We start from the raw sequence: 18,939 nt of genomic DNA on the forward strand, positions 1-18,939 counted from the left end.
CCCAACAACCCACGAACTGTCACCGATGTCCTGACACAGAACTGTCACCGATGTCCTGAGACATAACAGGTACGTACCGTCGTCAGAAAGTACGAATCGTTGACCAGAAGGTACGTACCGTCGCAGGAAGTGCCGAACCGTCACGCGAAGTGCCGAACCGTCATCCGTGGCGCCCGGGCAAACACGTCAGGTCCGCACCCGGGCGGTCATGTCCTTGGCCCGGGGGCGTGTCGAGTAGGGCACCAAGATCACCGGCGTACGTCGTCGACGGTCGCACTCCCGGCCCGGCACCCAGATGAACCCAACGACCCCAACGAATCGTCACAAGCCAACACCACCCACCCGAGAACGACCTCACCTGCCCGAGAACGACCCTGGTCCGACAAGAACGCCCGCGTAAACCCGAGAACGACCACCCGCACCGCAGCCCCAACACCAACCACCACACCCACAAACCAGAAGAGCCCTGTTACCACGCATTCAAACGGAGAAGTCTGCACATGATCGGTCTCCGCTTCTACTTGATGAAGGGGATGCCGCGGAAGGGCACGACCTTGCCGCGGCTCGCCCGGACGCCGAAGGCGATGCAGATGATCACGTGGAGAAGGGAGATGAGCAGCCATATGACGAATGGCAGCCCCCATGGCAGGAAGTCGTCTGAACCGTGATCAGGCAGTATGGCGAACAAGTACACGAGGAAGCTACCGAGGAGCAGGATAGTAGCCAATAGATAGTTGATTCCCCAGCTGGCGGCGGCGGTCCCGTTGATGTGCATGGGCTCGGGCCGCCTCCTACAACGCAAGCCGACGGCGACCATAGCGATGGACGCAACAATGGACCCGAGCCCGGGAATCATCATGAACACGATCAGCCCCATGCACCACGCATACGCATCGGTCGGCCGGGGCCGCGCCTGCGGGTAGTACGGCCCGCCGTAGGGCGGGGGCGGCACCTGCTGCGGGGTCCCTGGCGGCACCGGGTACAGCGCCTGGTTCGCTGGGTATGGGCCGCCGGGTACGGGCTGAGCCGGAGTCGGCGGGTACGGCGCCGAAGCCTGGGGGTACTGCGGAGAACGGGGATAGTCAGGGTAAGGGCTGCTCACCGGCTCTGCTTCATCCAGTTCGGAGTCGCCTTGGGGTCGCGCGGGAAGAGCTCCAGCTCTTGGGCGACGTCCTCGGGGGTGTAGGGCGGGTTGAGGACCGGCTCGTGGTCGTAGTCGAAGTCGGAGATGAGCTGGTAGTCCTGCTTGTTCATGGTGAACACGCCCCTGGTCCAGGCGCCGCCGCCGGGCCGGGCCATGGCGATGCGCACCTTGACGGCAGGCTCGACGACCTCCCGGGGCACGATGTTGTCCTCCCAGCCCCCGCGGCGCATCAGCCCGGAGGAGCGCAGCGCCCGGCTGCGCACCCCGGCTCGGGCACCTACGGCCTGGACCTCGATGGACATCTCCTCCACGTGGGCGGAGCGCATCCAGCGGGCGCAGGCGTCAGACAGCGCCTCAACGGCCTGCATCTGCGCTTCGAAGGACCACTCGGTCATGATTTCCTGCCTCTAATCTGCTCGGGTCAAACTGGCATCGGCGTTTACCTAAACGACACTACCGCGAACGACATCGCACCGCAGCCCCGAGTGGAGTCGCACGCGTCACGCTCGTCCGAAACGATCTCCAAGCTGCGTTCCAGCCGCTCCGGGGCGAGCTTGTGTCCGGGACCGGGACAAACGACTCCTGGACACCTGGCACCCGCGCAGAAGTCGTTGAAATCACGCGGTTCTGCTTCCGCGGGCTGAGGCCAGCACCGCCGTTTGTCCCGAATCCGGACACCAAAGCGGGTCGGCGGTCGCGTTGGTCCCCGTCACCGCCGACGACGCTTACCGTGCGAGGGGGAATGGCCGTGGAGGCGCGTGCGCCTGGGGCGCAGTCGAAATCTATGACAAACACCGTCTATATCCGCCGGAGCCCATCCGGCGCCCGCATGATTCCAACGTTTCCCCCAGGAAATCAACGCCCCCGGGCGCGTTTGTCATGGATTTAGACACACCAGGATTCCGCCGCAACTTAGCTCAGTCGCCACGCTCCCGCTCACGCTTCCGACGACGCACCTCACGACGACGAGCATTACGCTCCTTACGCTTCTCATACGCCGCAGCACGCTCAGCCAGCCAATCCGGAACAAACTCAGGATCACGCGGATAGATGTCCAGCTCAATCGCATACTCACCAGCACCCGCCGGAACCGACCCAAAATCCGGCTCCCGCATCCAATCACACTCCTGATGCAACACCCCATCAGACGCATCCATCCACAACCGACACCACGTCCACGCCCCACGACCAGGAACAACCTGCGCAGCACGCAAATCAGAAATCGTAGGCTCGGCGACACCGTACGGGATACTGCCATGGTTCTTCGTTCCGCCGACAGTGACCCACACGAGGATATCCTGAACAAGACCAACGCCTTGAATTTCTATGTCAACACGATCGACTTGCGACTCACCCTTCAGCCAGACACGGATGTTCGACTCAGCCTGCGCCATCAGCTCATCAGCATTCAGCACCCGAGACACTTACAACTCTCCCTTCCACCCGCACAACAGGTCCATACCTACCTGTTGATGAACGGCCGGCTCCTTGTCACACCATGCTCATCCACCCAACGAACGGTGAACTTCGTCGGCACCCTGTCCACCGGGTTCACGTCCCCCAACCTGGTCACCGAGTCCGCGTTCGTCGGAGGTCCGTCATACTCAATAGCAATATCAATACTCCGATGCCCGTCAGGATTCTTGACAATCTCCTTCTCCAGCTCGTAGAAGCTACCCGGATGATTACCGTTCACCGACTCTTTCATCGGCACCACGTTAATGTCCTCCTGCGGAACGCCGAGGCGCTCGTCAGCTGCGACCACACCAACCGCAAATCACCGAACCGGACGCAAACTGACAACCCAGAACGGCTCAACCGCCGCGCTCCTGCTCACGCTTCCGACGACGAGCCTCACGACGACGGGCATTACGCTCCTGCCGCTTCAACTCCGCCTCATACCCCTTACGCAGCCAATCAGGAATGAACTCATCATCACGCGGGAACCTCTTCAACTCACTCCAACAATCCCGCGGACCCGGACGCACCTCACCAGACGCGCGAGGAAAAGTAGGCTCACGCATCCAATCACACTCCTGATGCAACACCCCATCAGACGCATCCATCCACAACCGACACCACGTCCACGCCCCACGACCAGGCAACACCTGCGCGGCACGAAGATGATTCATATGTCGAGTCACCTCATAATCGATATCCGCGGACTCCCTCACACCGCCGATCACCACCCATGAGTTACGATGCTGCACCAGCCCAATGCCCACCATGTAAGTGTCAACTCGCTCACCACCGACCTTCTTCAGCCAGCCCGCAAGACCAGCTTCGATCTCACCGAGCATCTCCTCAGCAGACATCTCATTCATCATCTCGACCTCCTCCACATGTAAACACAATTACCCCCCTCAGTTCCTGTTAACAAACGGTCGTTCCTGGACAACACCGCCCTGGTCCACCCACTTGACAATGAACTCTGTTGGCACTCTGTCCACCGGATTCACGTCCCCCAGCCTGGTGACAGAGCCAGCGTTGGCGGGCGGTCCGTCGTACTCGATCGTGATATCAATACTGCGGTACCCGTCCGGATTCTTAGCTATATCGTCCTCCAAGGCCTTGAAGCTCTCCGCGTAAGTGCCATTAGTACCCCGGTTCACGTCCTCCAACATCGGCACCACGTTAATGTCCTCCGGCGGAGCAGCAAACCGCTTACCGCCCAGGTGACCACCCTGATAGCCCCCACCCAGGCCATCCCCGTAGTGACCAACACGCCGCTGAACCGCCTTCGACTCATACGTCGCGTCAGCATCAACCACATCCAGACGATCCACCTGAAGACGCACCGTACGACCCCACTCATCCGTCGTATAGTGGAACTTCCCATCCACCGTATACGTCGCATTCGGCAACGGATCCTTCAAATCCGGATTCATCGTCGTGGACGTCCTACCCAACCACGTCTGCCGCTGCACCGCTGAGTCGGCCTCCACATGCACAATCTCACCGGCGTCGTTGGTGTAGTACTTGCCGCGCCCCTCTACCTCGTAACAGGTGTTCGGGTCCAAGTCCACACCCTTGCCGAAGGGCTTCGTAGCCTTCGGCGCCAGCGGACTGTCGGCATCGACCTTCACGGACCGCTCCGCGGTCGGCCGGTGCTCCTGGTTGAACGCATCCTTGTCCGGGTCATAGTCCGGCATGCGCTCCCCGGCATCGGGCGAGTCCTTGGCTTCCGGCGAATCGGCCCCGTCAGAGGCGTCTGGAGCCTCGGCATCCGGAGCGCGCCCACCGTCGGGAGCCGCATCACCGTCGGGCGTCCGCCGCGACCCATCAGGTGTATCCGCTTCGGGGGCGCGCCCGTCCGGAGTCACGTCCCCATCGGGACTCCTGCCACCGTCGGGCGTCGCATCGGCATCAGGTCTATGTCCGCCCTCCGGCACGTCGACCCCATCACCACCGCGGGTGCGCGGGGCATCAGGTGCGTCAGCAGCAGCGTCCACGTCCGGGGTACGCCGCGTTCCCGGCGCATCCACGTCACTGCGGACCAGATCAACCCCGTCCAGGTCCGGAGTCTGGTTACTCCCATCGCCATGGGTGCGCGGGCTCCGCACTCCGCCGTCAACATCTACACCCATGTCAGGCAGATCGGTGCGAGCGTCGACATCGACATTCACGTCGGGGACGCCATCCGTCTGGCCCTTCCGCCACGGCAAGTCGAGTCCGCTGAAGTCCAAATCAACCTTGCTCAGCACAAGCTTGGCGCCCTTGCCCAGCGTCAAATCCGCCAACTTGCCCAGCGGGTCCATGTAGTCCAGCACCTTGCCAGCGGCAGCGGCCCAACGCGCAGCCCTACCCGCCTTCGAGGCGCCGGAGGTGACCTTAGTAGCCGCACCCACATAAGGGATGAAGATCGAGGCGATGTTGAATACGGCCCCGCCCGCCGCGCGGGCCGGGTCCTCCTCCCACACGTCCCAGCAGACGATACCCTTAAAGGTCTCCTTCCAGGCACCCGTGGCCGTCGGCGACGGATGCCACCCGCCATAGCTGCCGTCCTCATTCCAGGTGAAGCCGCCTAGCATGGTCACACCCTTCAAAGTGGCCCATAAACGATCCCAGTCGTGTGTGAAGCCGTCGCTGCCCTCGAACTCCACCCCGCCCAGATTCAGCACCCCATTGACCATGCCGCCCAAGCCCTCACACACAAGCCCGTCCCAAAGGAAGCGCTTGGTCGACACCGCAGCCTTCTTCGGGCAGGCATCCTGGCGGTCCACCGGGCTGCCCCAGGGCATGCCCTCGGTGCCCTCGGGAATATCCGAGTAGCCGTAGCCCAGCTCGTCGTCATCCCCCGTGGGGTCGGCGTGGTAGCCCTCCAGTCCGTCCAGGGCGCGGATGCTGTTGGCGCAGGTCCTCTCCGCATCCCACATGTCCACCTGGATGCCGTTGGCAGTGGTGATCAGGCCATTGTTCTCATCCACCAGGTCCTGATCGTGGTCCCACTCCGGGTTGTCCTTGATCTTCGCCTTGAAGGCGACCGCATCCGCTTTCAAGGTCTGTGCCCGCGTCTTGATGCCGGACATCGACTCCGCGAAGGTGGACAAGTACCCGGCCATGCTCTCCAGCGCGGTGGCCAGCGTGTCAGTGTCCGTCGCAACCGGATCCATGGCCGTATACAGGGTCTCCTGTTCGGGAGCCTTGTAGACGGTCTGGATGCCCGCCCACGTCGTCTTGACGTCCGAACCGCTGGTTCGCAGGTCGCCGGCCTTGGTTTCCAGGTTGGTGGCGGCCGTGTCCAGGGAGTCCACGTCGAAGTTCAGACCGGGGATCTTCGTCTCATCAAAGGGAGTAGCCATTGGATCAATTCATTGCGTCAGGGTTCTACTTCGCGTTGCGCTGGAACTCCAGCGCGGCCGCCTCGTCGTGCTGCAGGTAGGCGTTGACAGCATTGACGGTGTTGTTCAGCACGTTGCTGATCGTCGTGGTGACGGACTCGAAGTCCGTCTTGTGCGTATCGAACCAATCCGCGATTGCACTGGCCACGAGCGCCGACTGCATGAGTTCCTCCCCATTGGAGTTCGTACCCATGCCGCTGGCCTCGGTGCACGGCGTGATCGCGTTGTTCAGTTCATCGCCGACGCCGTTCAGCGCGGTGGTGAAGTCGCCCTCCTGTCCCGGGGTGGAGTCCACCAGCGCCTGCTCATCAGACAACACCTGCGCCACGCCGTCGGGGTCGATATCCCAGGCCGACACCGCCGTCAGCCGATCTCATCCACGGCCTGGCGGGCGCGCTGCAGCGTGGACTGAGCGCCCTCATCCGTGGTCTGCATCGACTGCCGCAGCGTGGCGATGATCCCCCGCACCTCGCCTGCAGCATTCTTCCAGCGCAGCTCCTTGGCCTGGTACTCGTCCGAGACGCCGTCGGCCTGGTACTGGGCCATGGCCGTCTTGACGTCGCTGTCACGCTGGTTGATCAGGCTCTCGAGCCGGGAGGCGACCCGCTCGAAGTTCGCCTGCACCTCCTGCGAGGCGCCGACGTCGTAGGAGCGCTTGTCGATCTGGTTGGCCATACTCGTCCCCTCCTTGAGGACACAACTCATTTAATCGTGGAAGTCTTGTTGGTAAATGTCGGCAGCTCAGCGCCGCTGTGCGCGGAGCGGCGGGGATCGAGTGCGTCAGCGACCGGATCCGAAGCGGGCGGAGTCGAAGCTCACCGAACCCTCGGCAGCACGCGTACTGTCAACCATCTCCTGCTCGCCCTGTGTGAAAGCAGTGTCCATACCGCTGATGCCGCCCAGAACGGCCGCCAGGGAAGCGTTCAGTTCCACCGAGACCTCATCGGTGCGGGCCTTGAATCCGTCGAATGCGGCCCGTCCACTACCGTTGAAGCGTCCCTCCAGCGGCTCGGCCGCCGCCACCAGTTCCTTGACCAACGCGCCCAGGTCCTCGTTGGAGGAGGAGGTCTGCTTGGTCAGCGTCGTCAGCGTGGACGCACCCATGTCGAACTTCATATGCTGTGCCCCTCAGGAAGGAATCAATTGCAGGTGTTACGCAGCCCCTGCCACATATGCCGATTCGGGACCGCGCGAGCCGCCGGGACGGCTACGCGACTCAGCTTGGCACTCCGCGCTCGGTCACGCAAGTGTAACGTCTCTCGCGAGTCGGTGCGCACCAGGCGAGCCGTGCGAACTTGGCCCGGTGCGGCGCACCGCGACATCCACCGCCATCTCTCATCGCCCGTCCCCGGAAGGAGCCACGCCCACCCATGCCCCGCGGAACGTTTACCCCGCCCGATGCGTCGCAGGCCGAGCGCCCGACCTTCAAGATGACGCATCCCATGCTCGATGCCCAGATCGGCGATCGGGCCCGGATCACCGTGCTGCCCGGGCCCGTGATCGCCTTGACCGAGCCACTGGCGGACCTGCTGCATCGCACCGCCGGAAGTTCCCAGCGCACCATCCTGGTGGTACCCGAGCGCAGTGCCGTCACCCCCGCATTCGACCGGCTCACCGACGCGACCGGCACCATCGTGCTGGTGCAGGAGGGCACCGCCTATAGGGAATTGCGTTCCGGCCGCCTGATTCAGAACATCGGGCAGACCCTCGAGGCTCTCGCCGAGCCGCAGCTGACGGTCTCCCCGCGGCACCTGGTGCAAGCGGACGTGGTCCCGGTCCTGACCGTGTCGATCTCCGCGTACCACCCCGCCCGGCGGACCACGCAACTGGGCGGCGTCGTCGAGCTGGTCGCCGAGCACCTGCTTCCCGACGCCGAGCTGTCCTGGGGCGGCTACGAGCCGGCCGGCGCCTTCTGGGACCGTGACGCCCTGACCAGATTCAGCCGCGCGCACATGCCCACCGTCCACCTGGTGGCGGCCGGTCACAGCGTCTACGGCACCCTCACCGGCACCATCACCGTCTCCCGCACTACCAACGGACTCGAGGAGTACGTGGAACTCAACGTGGCCGCTAGCACGCCATTCACCGAGTACCGCGATCGGGCCATGGCACTGTTGCGGGCAGTTTCGGAGCGGGCCAAGCCGCAGTTCGCGCTCGCCATGCGCACCTACGCCCGCGCCGACACCTCCCTGCCCGTGACCGTACGGCGCCCGCCCACCCCCCTGGCCGTGCTCATCGGCGCCCCGGGCATCCGTCAGCTGGGCGTCGACGCCGCGCAGGTGGCCTCCGCACACGGCGGCGAGACCACCGGTTACGGCCGCCGCCGCGGGCTGCTGGTGCCGCTCGAGTCCAACTTCGACGCCGACTGGGGCCCGCTGCTCGACCTGGTGCGCACCCTGGATGGCGATGCCGGGAACGTGGCCCGTGCCCTCGGGGTGGACAGCAGCGCGTCCACCGACCGCGGTCCGGCTGCGCAACAGGCCTGACTCGCCCTTTATACGTCAGCTCGAATCAACTCGGACTTCAAGGAGTAGTAGAAGTGCCGCGCATTATCACCGCCGTCACGCAGGAAGTGCCGGAAGTCCTGGACGTCGTCAGCCTGGCGCTCGCCCGCGACATCACCGCCACCTACACCCGCACGGCGGACAACGCCGCCGTCGCCATCTTCAGCGACTTCTCCGACCGCCGCCCCAGCCTGGAGATCGTGAGACCGAGCCTGGCCGCCGACGCGCGCGAACTCACACGCATATTCAAAGTCGACTTCCCACGGGACTGGGAGCCGCCGTACGTCATCAACCAGTTCCTGGTGCCCTGGGAGGAACGCTGCGATGTGTTCACCCAGGTGCCCATCGACGTCGGCGTCATGTTCCACGGCGTAGCGGTCAGCGAGGGCTCGATCCTGCCCGTACCGGAGCCGTGGTGGTGGCGAGTCACCGACCAGGGCCGGTGGCGGCCCACCCGAGCCGCCCAAGAGCAGTGGCGGCGCGCCACCGTTGACAGACCCACCCACTGACAGGAACGTCGACGCAGGCGGCCTCAACTGACGACGAATACACAGCCACCGTCGGCTAGGACGCTGCGCCGCCGGCGCCCCGCAGACCCGGGCCGTCCACTACCCTGTGAGGGTGAGCACCTCCGCCGACCCCTACGCCGAGTACCGACGCCGCCTCAAGCACCGGCAGACGATCGTGATCGGCGGTGTGCTGGCGGTGATGGCTGTGTTGACCGTCGTATGTCTCATGATCTGGAGCGGCTTGCTGCCGGCCATCTACGATCCGGGCTTCTCCACCGCCGAGGATGACACCGAATCCTTGGTGCAGCCCTGCCCGCCCACGGACGCCACCACCGTGGACATCACCTCGATCCCGGTCAACGTCTACAACGGCACCGACACCACCGGCCTGGCTGGCGGCGTCGCAGACACCCTGGGAGACGCCGGCCTGACCGTGAACAGCACGGCCGACTGGCCCATGGGCGATTACTCCGGCGAGGTGCAGCTGACCACCTCCCCCGCCGGCCTGACCAACGCCTACACGCTCAGGCAGGCATTCACCGGCACCGTGATCGTGCAGATCGATGAGACGCAGGAGGCCACCGACCCCACCGTCAGCGTGGTGCTGGGCGACCAGTACTCCACCGGCATTCTGTCCGCGGAGGAGATCGGCCAGCTCAAATCCGGGGAGACCATCTCCGCCCCCGCCGGCTGCGTCGCCGCCACCACCGCCCCCGAGGAGACGGCGGCCGCCGAAGAAGGCTGACGACCAAGACGGCCTGGGGCCGGGTACGGATCGGGCACGCCCGACGACGAGGCGAAGGCAACCCGCGGCCACTCTCGTCAGTCCGTGGCACGATGGCGTCATGACCTCCGAGCAGCCCGACGCCGTCGACCCCACCCGGATCGTGCCGCCCGGCTTCGTCTTCCCGGGCACCGAGCAACTCCACCCGCGCGAGGTGTTCGCCGGTCCCGGATACCAGGCCCCGCGGCAGCGCACCGACCCGACCGCCGTCGGCGCCCTGGCATGCGCGATCCTCAGCCCCATCCCCGGCCTGGGCCTGGTCGCCCTCATCCTGGGCTGCGTCGCATTGCGACGCCTGCGCTCCAGTTACGACACGGGCCACGGACAGGCCTGGTTCGCGATCGTCGTCGGCGCCGCCGTCACCGTCGGCTGGCTATGGCTGTGGTGGCTGATCACGCAGACCACTTGAGCGCCGCTTACCCGGCCGGGCCGTGTCCCGCGGACAGTCCGGGGCATCCTCACCGCCGGGTGGGGCGGCCCACCCGGACGCGCTGCGCCCCACACTCACGAAACCCCGTATGGTAATCGCGTGAAGCCCTTCATCATGGTCTCGACGCGTCCTGAGTTGGAAGCCGCGCAAAACGAGTACGACTCCTTCCTCGCCCAGGGCGGGCTGCAGCCGGAGTACCTCCAGCACATCCTGCTGGAGGAGATTGACCTGTCCGGCTCCTTCGACGCCACGGACGTCTCCGGCGTGTTCATCGGCGGCAGTCCCTACGACACCTCGACGCCGGAATCGGCCAAGACCCGCACCCAGTTGCGCGTGGAGGAGCAGGTGCGCGAGCTGCTGGCCCGCGCCCTGAAGGAGGGCGTGCCCGTGCTGGCCACCGGCTTCGGACTGGAGGTGCTGGCCGGATACCTGGGCACCCCCACCTCCCGCGAGTTCGGTGAGGCGCTCGGCACCGCGGACGTGTACCTGACCGCCGCGGGCCGCGAGGACCCGCTGCTGGCGGGGATGCCGCAGACCTTCAGCGCCTTCGTCGGCCACCACGAGGGCGCGGTCGACGTGCCGGCGCACGCCACCCTGCTGGCCAGTTCGGCGGACTGCCCGGTGCAGATGATCCGGGTCGGCAAGAGCGTCTACGGCACCCAGTTCAATCCGGAGCTCGACGCCGAGCGCTTCGCCCAGCGCGTCTCCGTCTACTCCGACGCCGGCTACGGAGACCCGGGGCTGGTGGACAACATCCTGGCGGAGGCCCGCAGCTCGCAGGAGCACGTGGCCGGCCAGGTCATCCGCAACTTCGTGAGCCATTTCGCCCGCGAGGAGTAAGCAACCCCAACCATTCAGACTCAAGGATCGGTCGTGACCACCCGTGACGCAGTCAGCACTCGAAACCGTCGCTGAGGTAATGGCCGGCCGCCGTACGCTCGCCGTCACCGGCGCCGGCATCTCCACCGACTCCGGCATACCCGACTACCGGGGCGTGGGCACCACACCCGTGGAGCCGGTGGACTTCCAGCAATTCGTCGCCGACCCGGTGTGGTACCGGTGGGTGTGGGCCCGCAACCACGCCACCTGGCGGCTGTTGGAGCCGCTGACGCCGACGCCGGGGCATGTGGCGCTGGCCCGGCTGGAGGAGGCCGGCCTGCTGACCGGCGTGGCCACGCAGAACGTCGACCGGCTGCACTCACGCGCCGGGCAGCGCACCGTGTGGGAGCTACACGGCGCCTACGACCGGGTCGTGTGCCTGAGCTGCGGGCGCATGATCTCCCGCGCGGACCTGGACACGCGCCTGACCGCATTGAACCCCGACTACCCGCGCGAGACCGACCCGGCCCGCGTGGCCATCACCCCGGAGGCCGACCGGGCCGCCGCCGAGGCGTGCGACTTCAAGGCGGTGCGCTGCGACGAGTGCGGCGGCCTGCTCAAGCCGGACATCGTCTTCTTCGGTGAGAGTCTGCCGACCGCCATGGACGAGGCGATGCAGGCGGCCCGGCACTGCGACGTCGTGCTGGTGGCGGGCTCGAGCCTGGCGGTGCTCACGGGCTTGTGGATCGTGCAGCAGGCGCTGGCCGGCGGCGCCGAACTGGTGGTCATCAACCGCGGCCCGACGGCGGCTGACGGGCTGGCATCGGTGCGCGTGGAGGGTGGTGTCAGCGAGTTCCTCACTCCGCTGGCCGATCGGCTCATCGGCTGAACCGAGCCGCCCGGGGCGCGCGGATGCGCCCCGCATGCGTGCCGCCCGCCGGCCTGACGCACAGGCCCGCGGGCGGCAACACTTCACACGGCGTTGGCTGATCGGCTCGGTCGAGCTCAGCTGTCCAGGTCGGCGTACTCGGCCGGGACGTCGGCAATCGCCTCGGCAATGGGGGTTTCGCCGTCGCGGAAGGGGATCACCTTCCCGACGGTGGCGGGCTCGGCGAGCACCGCGGCGAGTACCGCGGCCACATTCGCACGCGAGGTAGGCGCCTGCGACCCGCCGTCGAAGCGGCCGACGTCGATGCGGCCGGTCGGCTCGTCCAGGGTCAGCAGGCCGGGGCCGAGGATCGTCCACTCCAGCCCGGAGGCGACCAGGTGGCGGTCGGCGGCCAGCTTGGCCATGGCGTAGATGCGCAGCGGGTGGTCGGCCGGTACCGGATCCTGACCGTGGGAGCCGGCGAAGGAGACCATGACGTAGCGGGGCACGGAGGCGGCCTTCGCGGCCTCCATGGAGCGGATGGCGGCCTCGCGGTCGATGGCCTCGGTGCGCTCGGGGCCGCCCTTGCCGCCGGCGCCGGCGGACCAGACCACGGCGTCGGCCCCGTCGAAGGCCGCGGCGAGTTCCTGCTGGCTGGCGTCCTCGACGGACACGACCAGGGGGGTGGCCCCGGTGGCGGCTACGTCGTCCGCCTGCGCGGGGTCGCGGATGAGGGAGACGACGTCGTCGCCGCGCTCCACCAGGAGCGGGGCGAGCAGGAGGGCGACCTTGCCGTGGCCGCCGATAATGACGATGCGGGACATGATTGAACCTTCTTCCGTGCTCGAAGGCGGGTGATGCCTCCTCGCACTCGGGAATCCGTGAGCGTCCACCCACGGGTATCGCTTCATCCTGTCACCGCGCCACAGCCGGTGTCCACGTCTCGGAACACCCGCGAGCGCCGGTTACGCCCCGGCCGAACGGCGCCCCTCAGCGGGAATAGCGCGCCACGAAGTTGGACAGCACCTTCCAGGAGTCGGACACGTCCTGGCGGCGCACGTCCTCCTGAACCTCGGACAGGTGATCGTCGTCGAAGTAGCCGTGGCCGGCGTAGAAGGACAGGCGGTGGGCCAGGTAGTTGCCGTCCAGCTCGGGGTGGAACTGGGTGGCGTACAGGTTGGTGCGCATCCGCAGCAGCTGCACGGGGCAGGACGCCGAGCCGGCCAGCACGACCCCGTCGGCGGGCGGAACGGTGACGGCATCCGTGTGGGCCACGAAGGCGGGGAATGCCGCCGGAACACCCTCCAGCAGGGGGTCCTCGCTCCCGGCCTCGGTCAGTTCCACCTGCGGGTAGGAGACCTCCTCCTTGTAGGTGCCGTCCACGACGCCACCCTCGTGGCGGGTGAGCAGGCCCAGCCCGTAGCAGGCGCCCAGGAAGGGGAAGTCCGCGTCCAGGAGACGGGTGACCAGGTCGTCCAACTCGGCCTCAACGCGCAGTTGCACCGGGCTCTTGCGCTCCTGCGGGGTGGAGACGTTGAAGGGGGAGCCGCCGACGATGATGCCGGACCAGTCCGCCAGGTCGATCTCCGGCATGGGTTCGGCCTCGAGGCGGTGGCGGATCAGGGAGGACTCGTCGAGTCCGGTGCGCAGCAGGAAGGCCTCGTATTCGGCGTCGGCCGGCTCGTCGTCGGCCCGGGCGGCCAGCATGAGGAAGGGTTTCACAGAGCAGAGACTATTTCCTGCCATGGGGCTGTTCACCCATTTGTCTCACGTATCACTACTGTCGTTTACAGACAGGTCAGCAGCTTCTCCGCCGCGGCGAGGACGACGTCGGGGGCGGGTGCCTGTTGGAAGGCGGCGCTGGCGCTCGGCGCGGCGCGACGTCCCGGGGTGCGACGCGCCGTGCCGGCGGTGGCGTCGATGTAGGCCAGCCCGGCCACGCGCACGCCACGTGAGGCCAGGGCCATGGCCTCGGCGACCATGTCATTGACGACGACGTCGGCGCCCAGTGCCGCCAGCACTCCCGCCTCGGTGGGGCTCGGACGCACCGGGCCGGGGGTGAGGGCGACGACGCCGGGGGCGCGCACGCCGTCGAGCTCGGCGACGGCGGCCGTCAATTCCGCGTCCCAGGCCGCGTCCAGCGGGGCGGTGGCGGGGAAGAGCGGGGAGCCGGTCAGGTTCAGGTGGTCGCCGACGGCGAGGAAGTCACCCGGGGCGGAGCCGCCGAGGCTCGCCGCGCGGGCGACCAGCAGGGCGGCGCGCACGCCGGCGCCGGGGGCGATGCGGGCCAGCCCGGTGGTGCGGCGGGCGGGCTTGCCCTCGAAAAGACTGGTGTGGCCGCGGGCCACCAGCACGCCGCGACCACCGCGGTCGTAGGAGTACAGGGCGTCCTCCTGGCCGGGGCCCGCGGGGGCGGAGACACCGGGCAGGAAGGACAGGCGCACGCGGGAGGTCGGGCGCCCCCAGGTCTCGTCAAGTTCGGTGAGCAGCGAGGGCTCGGCAACTACCAGCAGGTCGTGGCGCTGCCGACCGGTGGCCAGGACGATCGAGGCGCCATCGGGGTCTTCGTCCCATACTCCGGCTGCGGGCTGTGTGGCCACGGGTGCTCCCTCTTGCTTGTCGCGTTCGTCGTGCTCGTCCAACTGGAGAGCCTACCCGGCCCACCTGGCATCGGACTCCGCCCCGAGGACGAAAGCGTGCCACAGGTGTGCCGGGCGAACCGGGCGTTCGCCACTACATGGTGCGTTCGTAATAAAAGCGCGAGCCGTACAGGGCGATGATGTTGACCCACAAGGCGATGATGGCGGCCGTGCCCAGCTCCAGCTCAACACCGAATAATGCGACGATCACCGCGCCCAGGACCACGAACCAGGCCACCCTTCCGGTCAGCGCCCACGCGGACTTCCAGATGAGCTCGTCGCGCTCGTCCTGGGTGCCGTCGAGCGCGCGTGAGTAGGAGCTACCGCCACGTCGGCGTGTAGGGGTTCTCGGGCGTATCAGGCATGGAAAACCTCCTCGACTGTTTTGTCGAAGTAGCGGGCGATCGCAATGGCCAGCGGCAGGGACGGGTCATAGCGGCCCTTCTCAATGGAGTTGATGGACTGGCGGGACACGCCGACGGCCTCGCCCAGCTGCGCCTGGGTGAGACCCTTGGCCTCACGCAGGGCGCGCACGTCGTTCTCCATCGTTAACTCCTCTTTAGCTCCAGCACGATGGTAGCGAAGAGCCCGGTGGTGGACGGCATCGCGCACGACGGGACTCACCGTGGTCCGGGATCGCGGCCGGCCGCCGCGGGAGCGGTCGACCCTACCGCGGCAAAACTGGTTCACGCCTCCCCTTTTCCGGCCGCCCGGCCCCGGGCGGCAATGACTGTCGCATTGCCGGCGACGCTGGCAAGAAGCACCACGATTGCCGCGGCCCCGAGCACCAACCCCCCGGCATCCGAGTCAATCCTCTGAGCCACCACGCTCAGGCCCATGCCAATCGGGAGCAGGGATGTCCATAGACCAACCATCGCGGGGCTCTCCATGGACAACGGTGCACCGCCCGCACCGTGCCGCACCCGGCGGCGGACAAGCCCATAGGCCGCTGCCACCGCCGCACTACCTGCGACCAGTCCGAAGAAGATCCCGAGCAAGGAGGAGCGAGAAGCGGGGAAAGCGCCGGCAATGACGACGCCCACCAGGAACACCGCGGCGAAGATCACTGCCATACGGGTCCTCATCGTTTGCGAAGTCAACCTGTTCATGCGGGTCTCCGTTCGGATCGGTTTTCATACGTTTGGGCCTGACATCACGCTCGCGCGGTCAAAGTCGACACCCAATGTCCGGCACCCTTGACATGACTAGCATGCTTTACATCCGCGGTCGCGTCAAGTTTGCTTACCTCCCATGCCGTACTGGTTCGCCGTGCCCGAGTCGCCGCCGGCATACCCGCGCCCGAGGCGGTTGCCGGCATCCCCTCGCCCGGAGGCGGGGCCGCCTGCTACGCCACTTCAGCGTCTGCAACGCCACTTCGGGGTTAACAACGCCTGTTAACGGTTTGCTGAAGGCTCCTGGGGTATACAGCAGACCGTTAAGTAGCGTTGTTAACGTCCGACCGGCGTAGTAGACGGCGGGCGCCGCCACATCTGGACGCCCCGGGCGCGTCCCGCCCCAGTACCCGCTATCCCGTGGGCGGTGGGTAGGCGGGCCGAGCGTGAGGGCATGTGGGTAACGCGGTGCGGGCATGATGGGCGGGTGAAGCAGACCGCGGACCCCGTCGCCCGACTCCTGGCCGACCCGCCGGACCTGCCCGTCGTCGCCGCAATGCCCGGGCTCCGCGCACTCCTGCTGGGGGAGCGCCCCGGCACCGACGCCGCCTCTGACGCCGACGTCGCACAGGCCACCGCCAACGTCTCCCCCGGCGAACCCCCACACGCGCCGACTGTTGTGGTCACCGCCCCGCCGGGAACCGGCAAGACCACACTGGTGCCACTGCTGGTCGCCGACGTCCTCGCCCATCCTGACGCCGCCCCCTCCCCCGGGCGCGTGATCGTCACCCAACCGCGGCGCGTGGCCGCCCGGGCCGCCGCCCGCCGCCTCGCATCACTGTTGGGCGAGGAGGTCGGCGAGACGGTCGGCTACGCGGTGCGCGGGGAGCACCGGAGCTCGGCCCGTACCCGCATCGAGGTGGTCACCGCCGGATTGCTGCTGCGCCGCCTGCAAGGCGACCCGGAGCTGCCCGGTGTGGCCGCGGTGGTCCTGGACGAGGTGCACGAGCGCTCCCTGGAGTCGGACCTGCTGCTGGCGCTCCTGCTGGACGCGCGCGCCGCCCTGCGGGAGGACCTGGCGGTGGTCGCCATGTCCGCCACTCCCGACCTGACGCGCCTGCCCGGCCTGCTCGGCGGCGCCACCACTCCGGCACCGGTGGTTGAGGTGCCCGGAGTGCTGTACCCGCTCGAGGAGATCTGGGCGCCACCGCCGTCGGGCACCTCCCGGCTCGGCCCGCGCGGGGTGCCGCGCCAGTTCCTCGCGCACGTGGCCGCCACGGTGATGCGCGCACTGGCCGAGCGGGAGGGGGACGTGCTGGTCTTTCTGCCCGGTGCCCGCGAGGTCGACGACGTCGTCACCCGGCTGCGCGAGGCCGTCCAGGGCGGCGGGCCCGGGGCCGGGAGCTCGGCGGCCGCCGTTCAGGTGCTGCCGCTGCACGGGCGTCTACCCAGCCCGGCGCAGGACGCCGCACTGACGCCGTCGACCGGTGTGCGGCGGGTGATTGTGTCCACCGACGTGGCCGAGTCCTCCCTGACGGTGCCGGGCGTACGCATCGTCGTGGACGCCACCCTCGCCCGGGAGCCGCGCCTAGACGTGGCGCGCGGCATGTCCGGGCTGGTGACGGTCGGCGAGTCCCGGGCGGCCGGGACCCAGCGGGCCGGGCGGGCGGCGCGCACCGGGCCGGGCGTCGTCTACCGCTGTTGCACGCAGGTGGACTGGGCGCGGGCCACCCCAGCACCGACCCCGGAGATCCTCATCGCGGACCTGACCCGCACCGCGTTGGAGCTGGCCGCCTGGGGCGTGCCCGGCGGCGAAGGCCTGGCCTGGATCGACCCGCCGCCCGGCCCCGCGCTGGCGGCCGCCACCGACTCGCTTGAACGCCTGGGTCTGCTCGACGGCGACGCCGTTACCGGGCTGGGCCGCGCCGTGGCCGCCGTCCCCGCCGAAGTGCGTCCGGCCCGCGCCCTGCTGGGCGCCGCCGAGGTGATCGGCCTGCGCCGTGCCGCCGAGGCGACCGCGCTGCTGACCGCCGACCTGCGTGCGCCCCAGGCCGACCTGGCCGCGCTGACGCGCAGCGTCCGCCGTGGCCCGCAGGAGCGGGCCTGGCGGGTTGAGGCCCGACGTCTGGAGCAGGCTGCACGCCGACACCCGGCCGGGAGACACGCCGCCCCGCATGCCACCACCACCCAGCCCGGCGCCGACCGCAGCGGGGCCGGCACGAAGCCGGCCGACGACCCCGCCACCGGCTTAGGCGGCTTGGTCGGTCCGAGTGCGGCTGACGCCGTCGGGCTGGTTGCGGCATTGGCCCACCCGGAGTGGATCGCCCGCCGTCGCGGCCCCGTGCCCGGCGCGGGGCGTCCGGCCAGCTACGCCAGCGTCGGCGGGACCGGGCTGCGACTGCCCGCGGACTCACCGTTGGCCGCGGCGGAGTGGCTGGCGGTGTCCGACGTAGACCGCGCCCCGGGAACCGCCGAGGCGACGATCCGGGCGGCCGCACCGATCGACGAAGCGCTCGCGCTGGCGGTGGCCGACGCCTGGCTGTCCGAGGACGCGCACACCCGCTGGGACGGAGACCGGCTGCGGGTGGAACGGGTGCGCCGTCTGGGCGCGATTCAGCTGGCATCCGTTTCCGATGGGGCGCCGACACCGGCGCAGGTGGCGGACGCCGTCGTCGAGCGGTGCCGCGGCGAAGGGCTCGGAGTGCTGCCCTGGCGTGGTGCCGCCGAGCTGCGGGCGCGGTTGGCGCTACTGCACCGGACACTGGGCGAGCCCTGGCCCGCGGTCGACGACGCCGCGCTCCTGTGGCGCGCCGACGAGTGGCTGATTCCGGCCGTAAAGGCGCTGGCGGCCAGGTCCGGCGGGCGCTTCGACCTGAGTCGACTGGACATGACGGCGTGCCTGCGCGCCCTGCTGCCCTGGCCGGCGGCGACGCGACTGGACGAGTTGGTGCCGGAGCGGCTGCAGGTGCCGTCGGGCTCGCACGTGCGCGTGGACTATGTGGGTGAGCGGGGCGAGGCGCTGGAACGTCCGGTGCTGGCGGTGCGGGTGCAGGAGTGCTTCGGCTGGGCGGACACCCCGCGGATCGTCGACGGGCGCGTGAGTGTGGTCATCCACCTGCTGTCGCCGGCGCGGCGGCCGGTGGCGATCACCGATGAACTGCGCTCCTTCTGGCAGCAGGGCTACCCACAGGTGCGGGCCGAGTTGCGCGGACGCTACCCCAAGCACGCGTGGCCGGAGGACCCGTGGACGGCGCCGGCCATCCGCGGCACCGGGCGACGCCCGAACTAG

Annotated in this window: 22 protein-coding genes; 7 read left to right on the forward strand and 15 right to left on the reverse strand. The window is 68.1% G+C overall.

Annotated features, from left to right (window positions below; translation table 11 throughout):
• Positions 1-517 precede the first annotated feature (517 nt).
• From DRB06_RS16385 to DRB06_RS09745, 9 genes are all read right to left on the reverse strand, one after another.
• A complete protein-coding gene (locus DRB06_RS16385; protein ID WP_146750857.1) occupies positions 518-976 on the reverse strand; it encodes a hypothetical protein in 459 nt (152 codons plus the stop codon).
• 122 nt (positions 977-1,098) lie between these two features.
• Positions 1,099-1,539, reverse strand: a complete 441-nt coding sequence (locus tag DRB06_RS09720) for a hypothetical protein (RefSeq protein WP_234416003.1) — start codon at positions 1,537-1,539, stop codon at positions 1,099-1,101.
• A gap of 522 nt (positions 1,540-2,061) precedes the next feature.
• Positions 2,062-2,568: a hypothetical protein gene (locus DRB06_RS15845; protein ID WP_146750858.1), complete on the reverse strand. Its 507-nt coding sequence runs from the start codon at positions 2,566-2,568 to the stop codon at positions 2,062-2,064.
• 38 nt (positions 2,569-2,606) lie between these two features.
• Entirely contained in the window at positions 2,607-2,909 is a 303-nt protein-coding gene (locus DRB06_RS09725) for a hypothetical protein (protein ID WP_146750859.1), read from the reverse strand.
• Between the two features lie 49 nt (positions 2,910-2,958).
• Positions 2,959-3,471 carry a hypothetical protein gene (locus DRB06_RS15850; RefSeq protein WP_146750860.1) on the reverse strand — a complete coding sequence of 171 codons (513 nt, stop codon included), beginning with the start codon at positions 3,469-3,471 and terminating at the stop codon, positions 2,959-2,961.
• A 36-nt stretch (positions 3,472-3,507) separates the two neighbouring features.
• Positions 3,508-5,946, reverse strand: coding sequence for a DNA/RNA non-specific endonuclease (locus tag DRB06_RS09730; protein ID WP_111819826.1), 2,439 nt, complete (start codon positions 5,944-5,946; stop codon positions 3,508-3,510).
• A gap of 25 nt (positions 5,947-5,971) precedes the next feature.
• A complete protein-coding gene (locus tag DRB06_RS09735; RefSeq protein WP_108965451.1) occupies positions 5,972-6,343 on the reverse strand; it encodes a DUF6507 family protein in 372 nt (123 codons plus the stop codon).
• A 5-nt stretch (positions 6,344-6,348) separates the two neighbouring features.
• Complete coding sequence (locus tag DRB06_RS09740) at positions 6,349-6,660, reverse strand: pore-forming ESAT-6 family protein (RefSeq protein WP_108965449.1); 312 nt, start codon at positions 6,658-6,660, stop codon at positions 6,349-6,351.
• A gap of 105 nt (positions 6,661-6,765) precedes the next feature.
• Positions 6,766-7,101, reverse strand: coding sequence for a hypothetical protein (locus tag DRB06_RS09745; protein ID WP_108965447.1), 336 nt, complete (start codon positions 7,099-7,101; stop codon positions 6,766-6,768).
• Positions 7,102-7,355: 254 nt separating this feature from the next.
• On the opposite strand from DRB06_RS09745, the gene DRB06_RS09750 reads away from it, so the two are divergent.
• The 6 genes from DRB06_RS09750 (at position 7,356) to DRB06_RS09775 (ending at position 11,920) form a co-directional block, all read left to right on the forward strand.
• Positions 7,356-8,471 carry a DUF6177 family protein gene (locus DRB06_RS09750; protein ID WP_111819827.1) on the forward strand — a complete coding sequence of 372 codons (1,116 nt, stop codon included), beginning with the start codon at positions 7,356-7,358 and terminating at the stop codon, positions 8,469-8,471.
• A gap of 53 nt (positions 8,472-8,524) precedes the next feature.
• Positions 8,525-8,998 carry a hypothetical protein gene (locus tag DRB06_RS09755; RefSeq protein ID WP_111819828.1) on the forward strand — a complete coding sequence of 158 codons (474 nt, stop codon included), beginning with the start codon at positions 8,525-8,527 and terminating at the stop codon, positions 8,996-8,998.
• A 112-nt stretch (positions 8,999-9,110) separates the two neighbouring features.
• The gene (locus DRB06_RS09760) at positions 9,111-9,743 is read left to right on the forward strand and encodes a LytR C-terminal domain-containing protein (protein WP_073329548.1); all 633 of its coding nucleotides are present in this window, start codon (positions 9,111-9,113) and stop codon (positions 9,741-9,743) included.
• A 100-nt stretch (positions 9,744-9,843) separates the two neighbouring features.
• The gene (locus DRB06_RS09765; protein WP_073329545.1) at positions 9,844-10,191 is read left to right on the forward strand and encodes a DUF4190 domain-containing protein; all 348 of its coding nucleotides are present in this window, start codon (positions 9,844-9,846) and stop codon (positions 10,189-10,191) included.
• Positions 10,192-10,311: 120 nt separating this feature from the next.
• Complete coding sequence (locus DRB06_RS09770) at positions 10,312-11,052, forward strand: glutamine amidotransferase-related protein (protein WP_073329542.1); 741 nt, start codon at positions 10,312-10,314, stop codon at positions 11,050-11,052.
• A 79-nt stretch (positions 11,053-11,131) separates the two neighbouring features.
• On the forward strand, positions 11,132-11,920 hold the full coding sequence (locus DRB06_RS09775; RefSeq protein WP_111819873.1) for a Sir2 family NAD-dependent protein deacetylase: 789 nt from the start codon (positions 11,132-11,134) through the stop codon (positions 11,918-11,920).
• 116 nt (positions 11,921-12,036) lie between these two features.
• On the opposite strand, the gene DRB06_RS09780 is transcribed toward DRB06_RS09775, so the two are convergent.
• The 6 genes from DRB06_RS09780 to DRB06_RS09800 form a co-directional block, all read right to left on the reverse strand.
• Positions 12,037-12,723, reverse strand: a complete 687-nt coding sequence (locus DRB06_RS09780) for an NAD(P)H-binding protein (protein ID WP_111819829.1) — start codon at positions 12,721-12,723, stop codon at positions 12,037-12,039.
• 166 nt (positions 12,724-12,889) lie between these two features.
• A complete protein-coding gene (locus DRB06_RS09785; protein ID WP_073329536.1) occupies positions 12,890-13,621 on the reverse strand; it encodes a glutamine amidotransferase in 732 nt (243 codons plus the stop codon).
• A 65-nt stretch (positions 13,622-13,686) separates the two neighbouring features.
• Positions 13,687-14,499 carry a purine-nucleoside phosphorylase gene (locus DRB06_RS09790; protein WP_111819874.1) on the reverse strand — a complete coding sequence of 271 codons (813 nt, stop codon included), beginning with the start codon at positions 14,497-14,499 and terminating at the stop codon, positions 13,687-13,689.
• Positions 14,500-14,632: 133 nt separating this feature from the next.
• Positions 14,633-14,776: a hypothetical protein gene (locus tag DRB06_RS16195; protein WP_159097593.1), complete on the reverse strand. Its 144-nt coding sequence runs from the start codon at positions 14,774-14,776 to the stop codon at positions 14,633-14,635.
• 119 nt (positions 14,777-14,895) lie between these two features.
• Positions 14,896-15,084, reverse strand: coding sequence for a helix-turn-helix transcriptional regulator (locus tag DRB06_RS09795; protein WP_111819830.1), 189 nt, complete (start codon positions 15,082-15,084; stop codon positions 14,896-14,898).
• A gap of 140 nt (positions 15,085-15,224) precedes the next feature.
• A complete protein-coding gene (locus DRB06_RS09800) occupies positions 15,225-15,611 on the reverse strand; it encodes a hypothetical protein (RefSeq protein WP_146750861.1) in 387 nt (128 codons plus the stop codon).
• Positions 15,612-16,137: 526 nt separating this feature from the next.
• Here DRB06_RS09800 and hrpB point away from each other — a divergent pair.
• Positions 16,138-18,939: an ATP-dependent helicase HrpB gene (hrpB, locus tag DRB06_RS09805; RefSeq protein WP_258522224.1), complete on the forward strand. Its 2,802-nt coding sequence runs from the start codon at positions 16,138-16,140 to the stop codon at positions 18,937-18,939.

Source organism: Actinomyces sp. Z5 (assembly GCF_003287795.1).
GTDB lineage: Bacteria > Actinomycetota > Actinomycetes > Actinomycetales > Actinomycetaceae > Actinomyces > Actinomyces glycerinitolerans.

What these genes read in the sequence shown, in the direction of transcription:
- DRB06_RS09720 (WP_234416003.1), bottom strand. Translation starts at nt 1,539, where the DNA reads ATGACCGAGTGGTCCTTCGAAGCGCAGATGCAGGCCGTTGAGGCGCTG.
- DRB06_RS15850 (WP_146750860.1), bottom strand. Translation starts at nt 3,471, where the DNA reads ATGATGAATGAGATGTCTGCTGAGGAGATGCTCGGTGAGATCGAAGCT.
- DRB06_RS09730 (WP_111819826.1), bottom strand. Translation starts at nt 5,946, where the DNA reads ATGGCTACTCCCTTTGATGAGACGAAGATCCCCGGTCTGAACTTCGAC.
- DRB06_RS09740 (WP_108965449.1), bottom strand. Translation starts at nt 6,660, where the DNA reads ATGGCCAACCAGATCGACAAGCGCTCCTACGACGTCGGCGCCTCGCAG.
- DRB06_RS09745 (WP_108965447.1), bottom strand. Translation starts at nt 7,101, where the DNA reads ATGAAGTTCGACATGGGTGCGTCCACGCTGACGACGCTGACCAAGCAG.
- DRB06_RS09750 (WP_111819827.1), top strand. Translation starts at nt 7,356, where the DNA reads ATGCCCCGCGGAACGTTTACCCCGCCCGATGCGTCGCAGGCCGAGCGC.
- DRB06_RS09765 (WP_073329545.1), top strand. Translation starts at nt 9,844, where the DNA reads ATGACCTCCGAGCAGCCCGACGCCGTCGACCCCACCCGGATCGTGCCG.
- DRB06_RS09775 (WP_111819873.1), top strand. Translation starts at nt 11,132, where the DNA reads ATGGCCGGCCGCCGTACGCTCGCCGTCACCGGCGCCGGCATCTCCACC.
- DRB06_RS09780 (WP_111819829.1), bottom strand. Translation starts at nt 12,723, where the DNA reads ATGTCCCGCATCGTCATTATCGGCGGCCACGGCAAGGTCGCCCTCCTG.
- DRB06_RS09795 (WP_111819830.1), bottom strand. Translation starts at nt 15,084, where the DNA reads ATGGAGAACGACGTGCGCGCCCTGCGTGAGGCCAAGGGTCTCACCCAG.
- DRB06_RS09800 (WP_146750861.1), bottom strand. Translation starts at nt 15,611, where the DNA reads ATGGCAGTGATCTTCGCCGCGGTGTTCCTGGTGGGCGTCGTCATTGCC.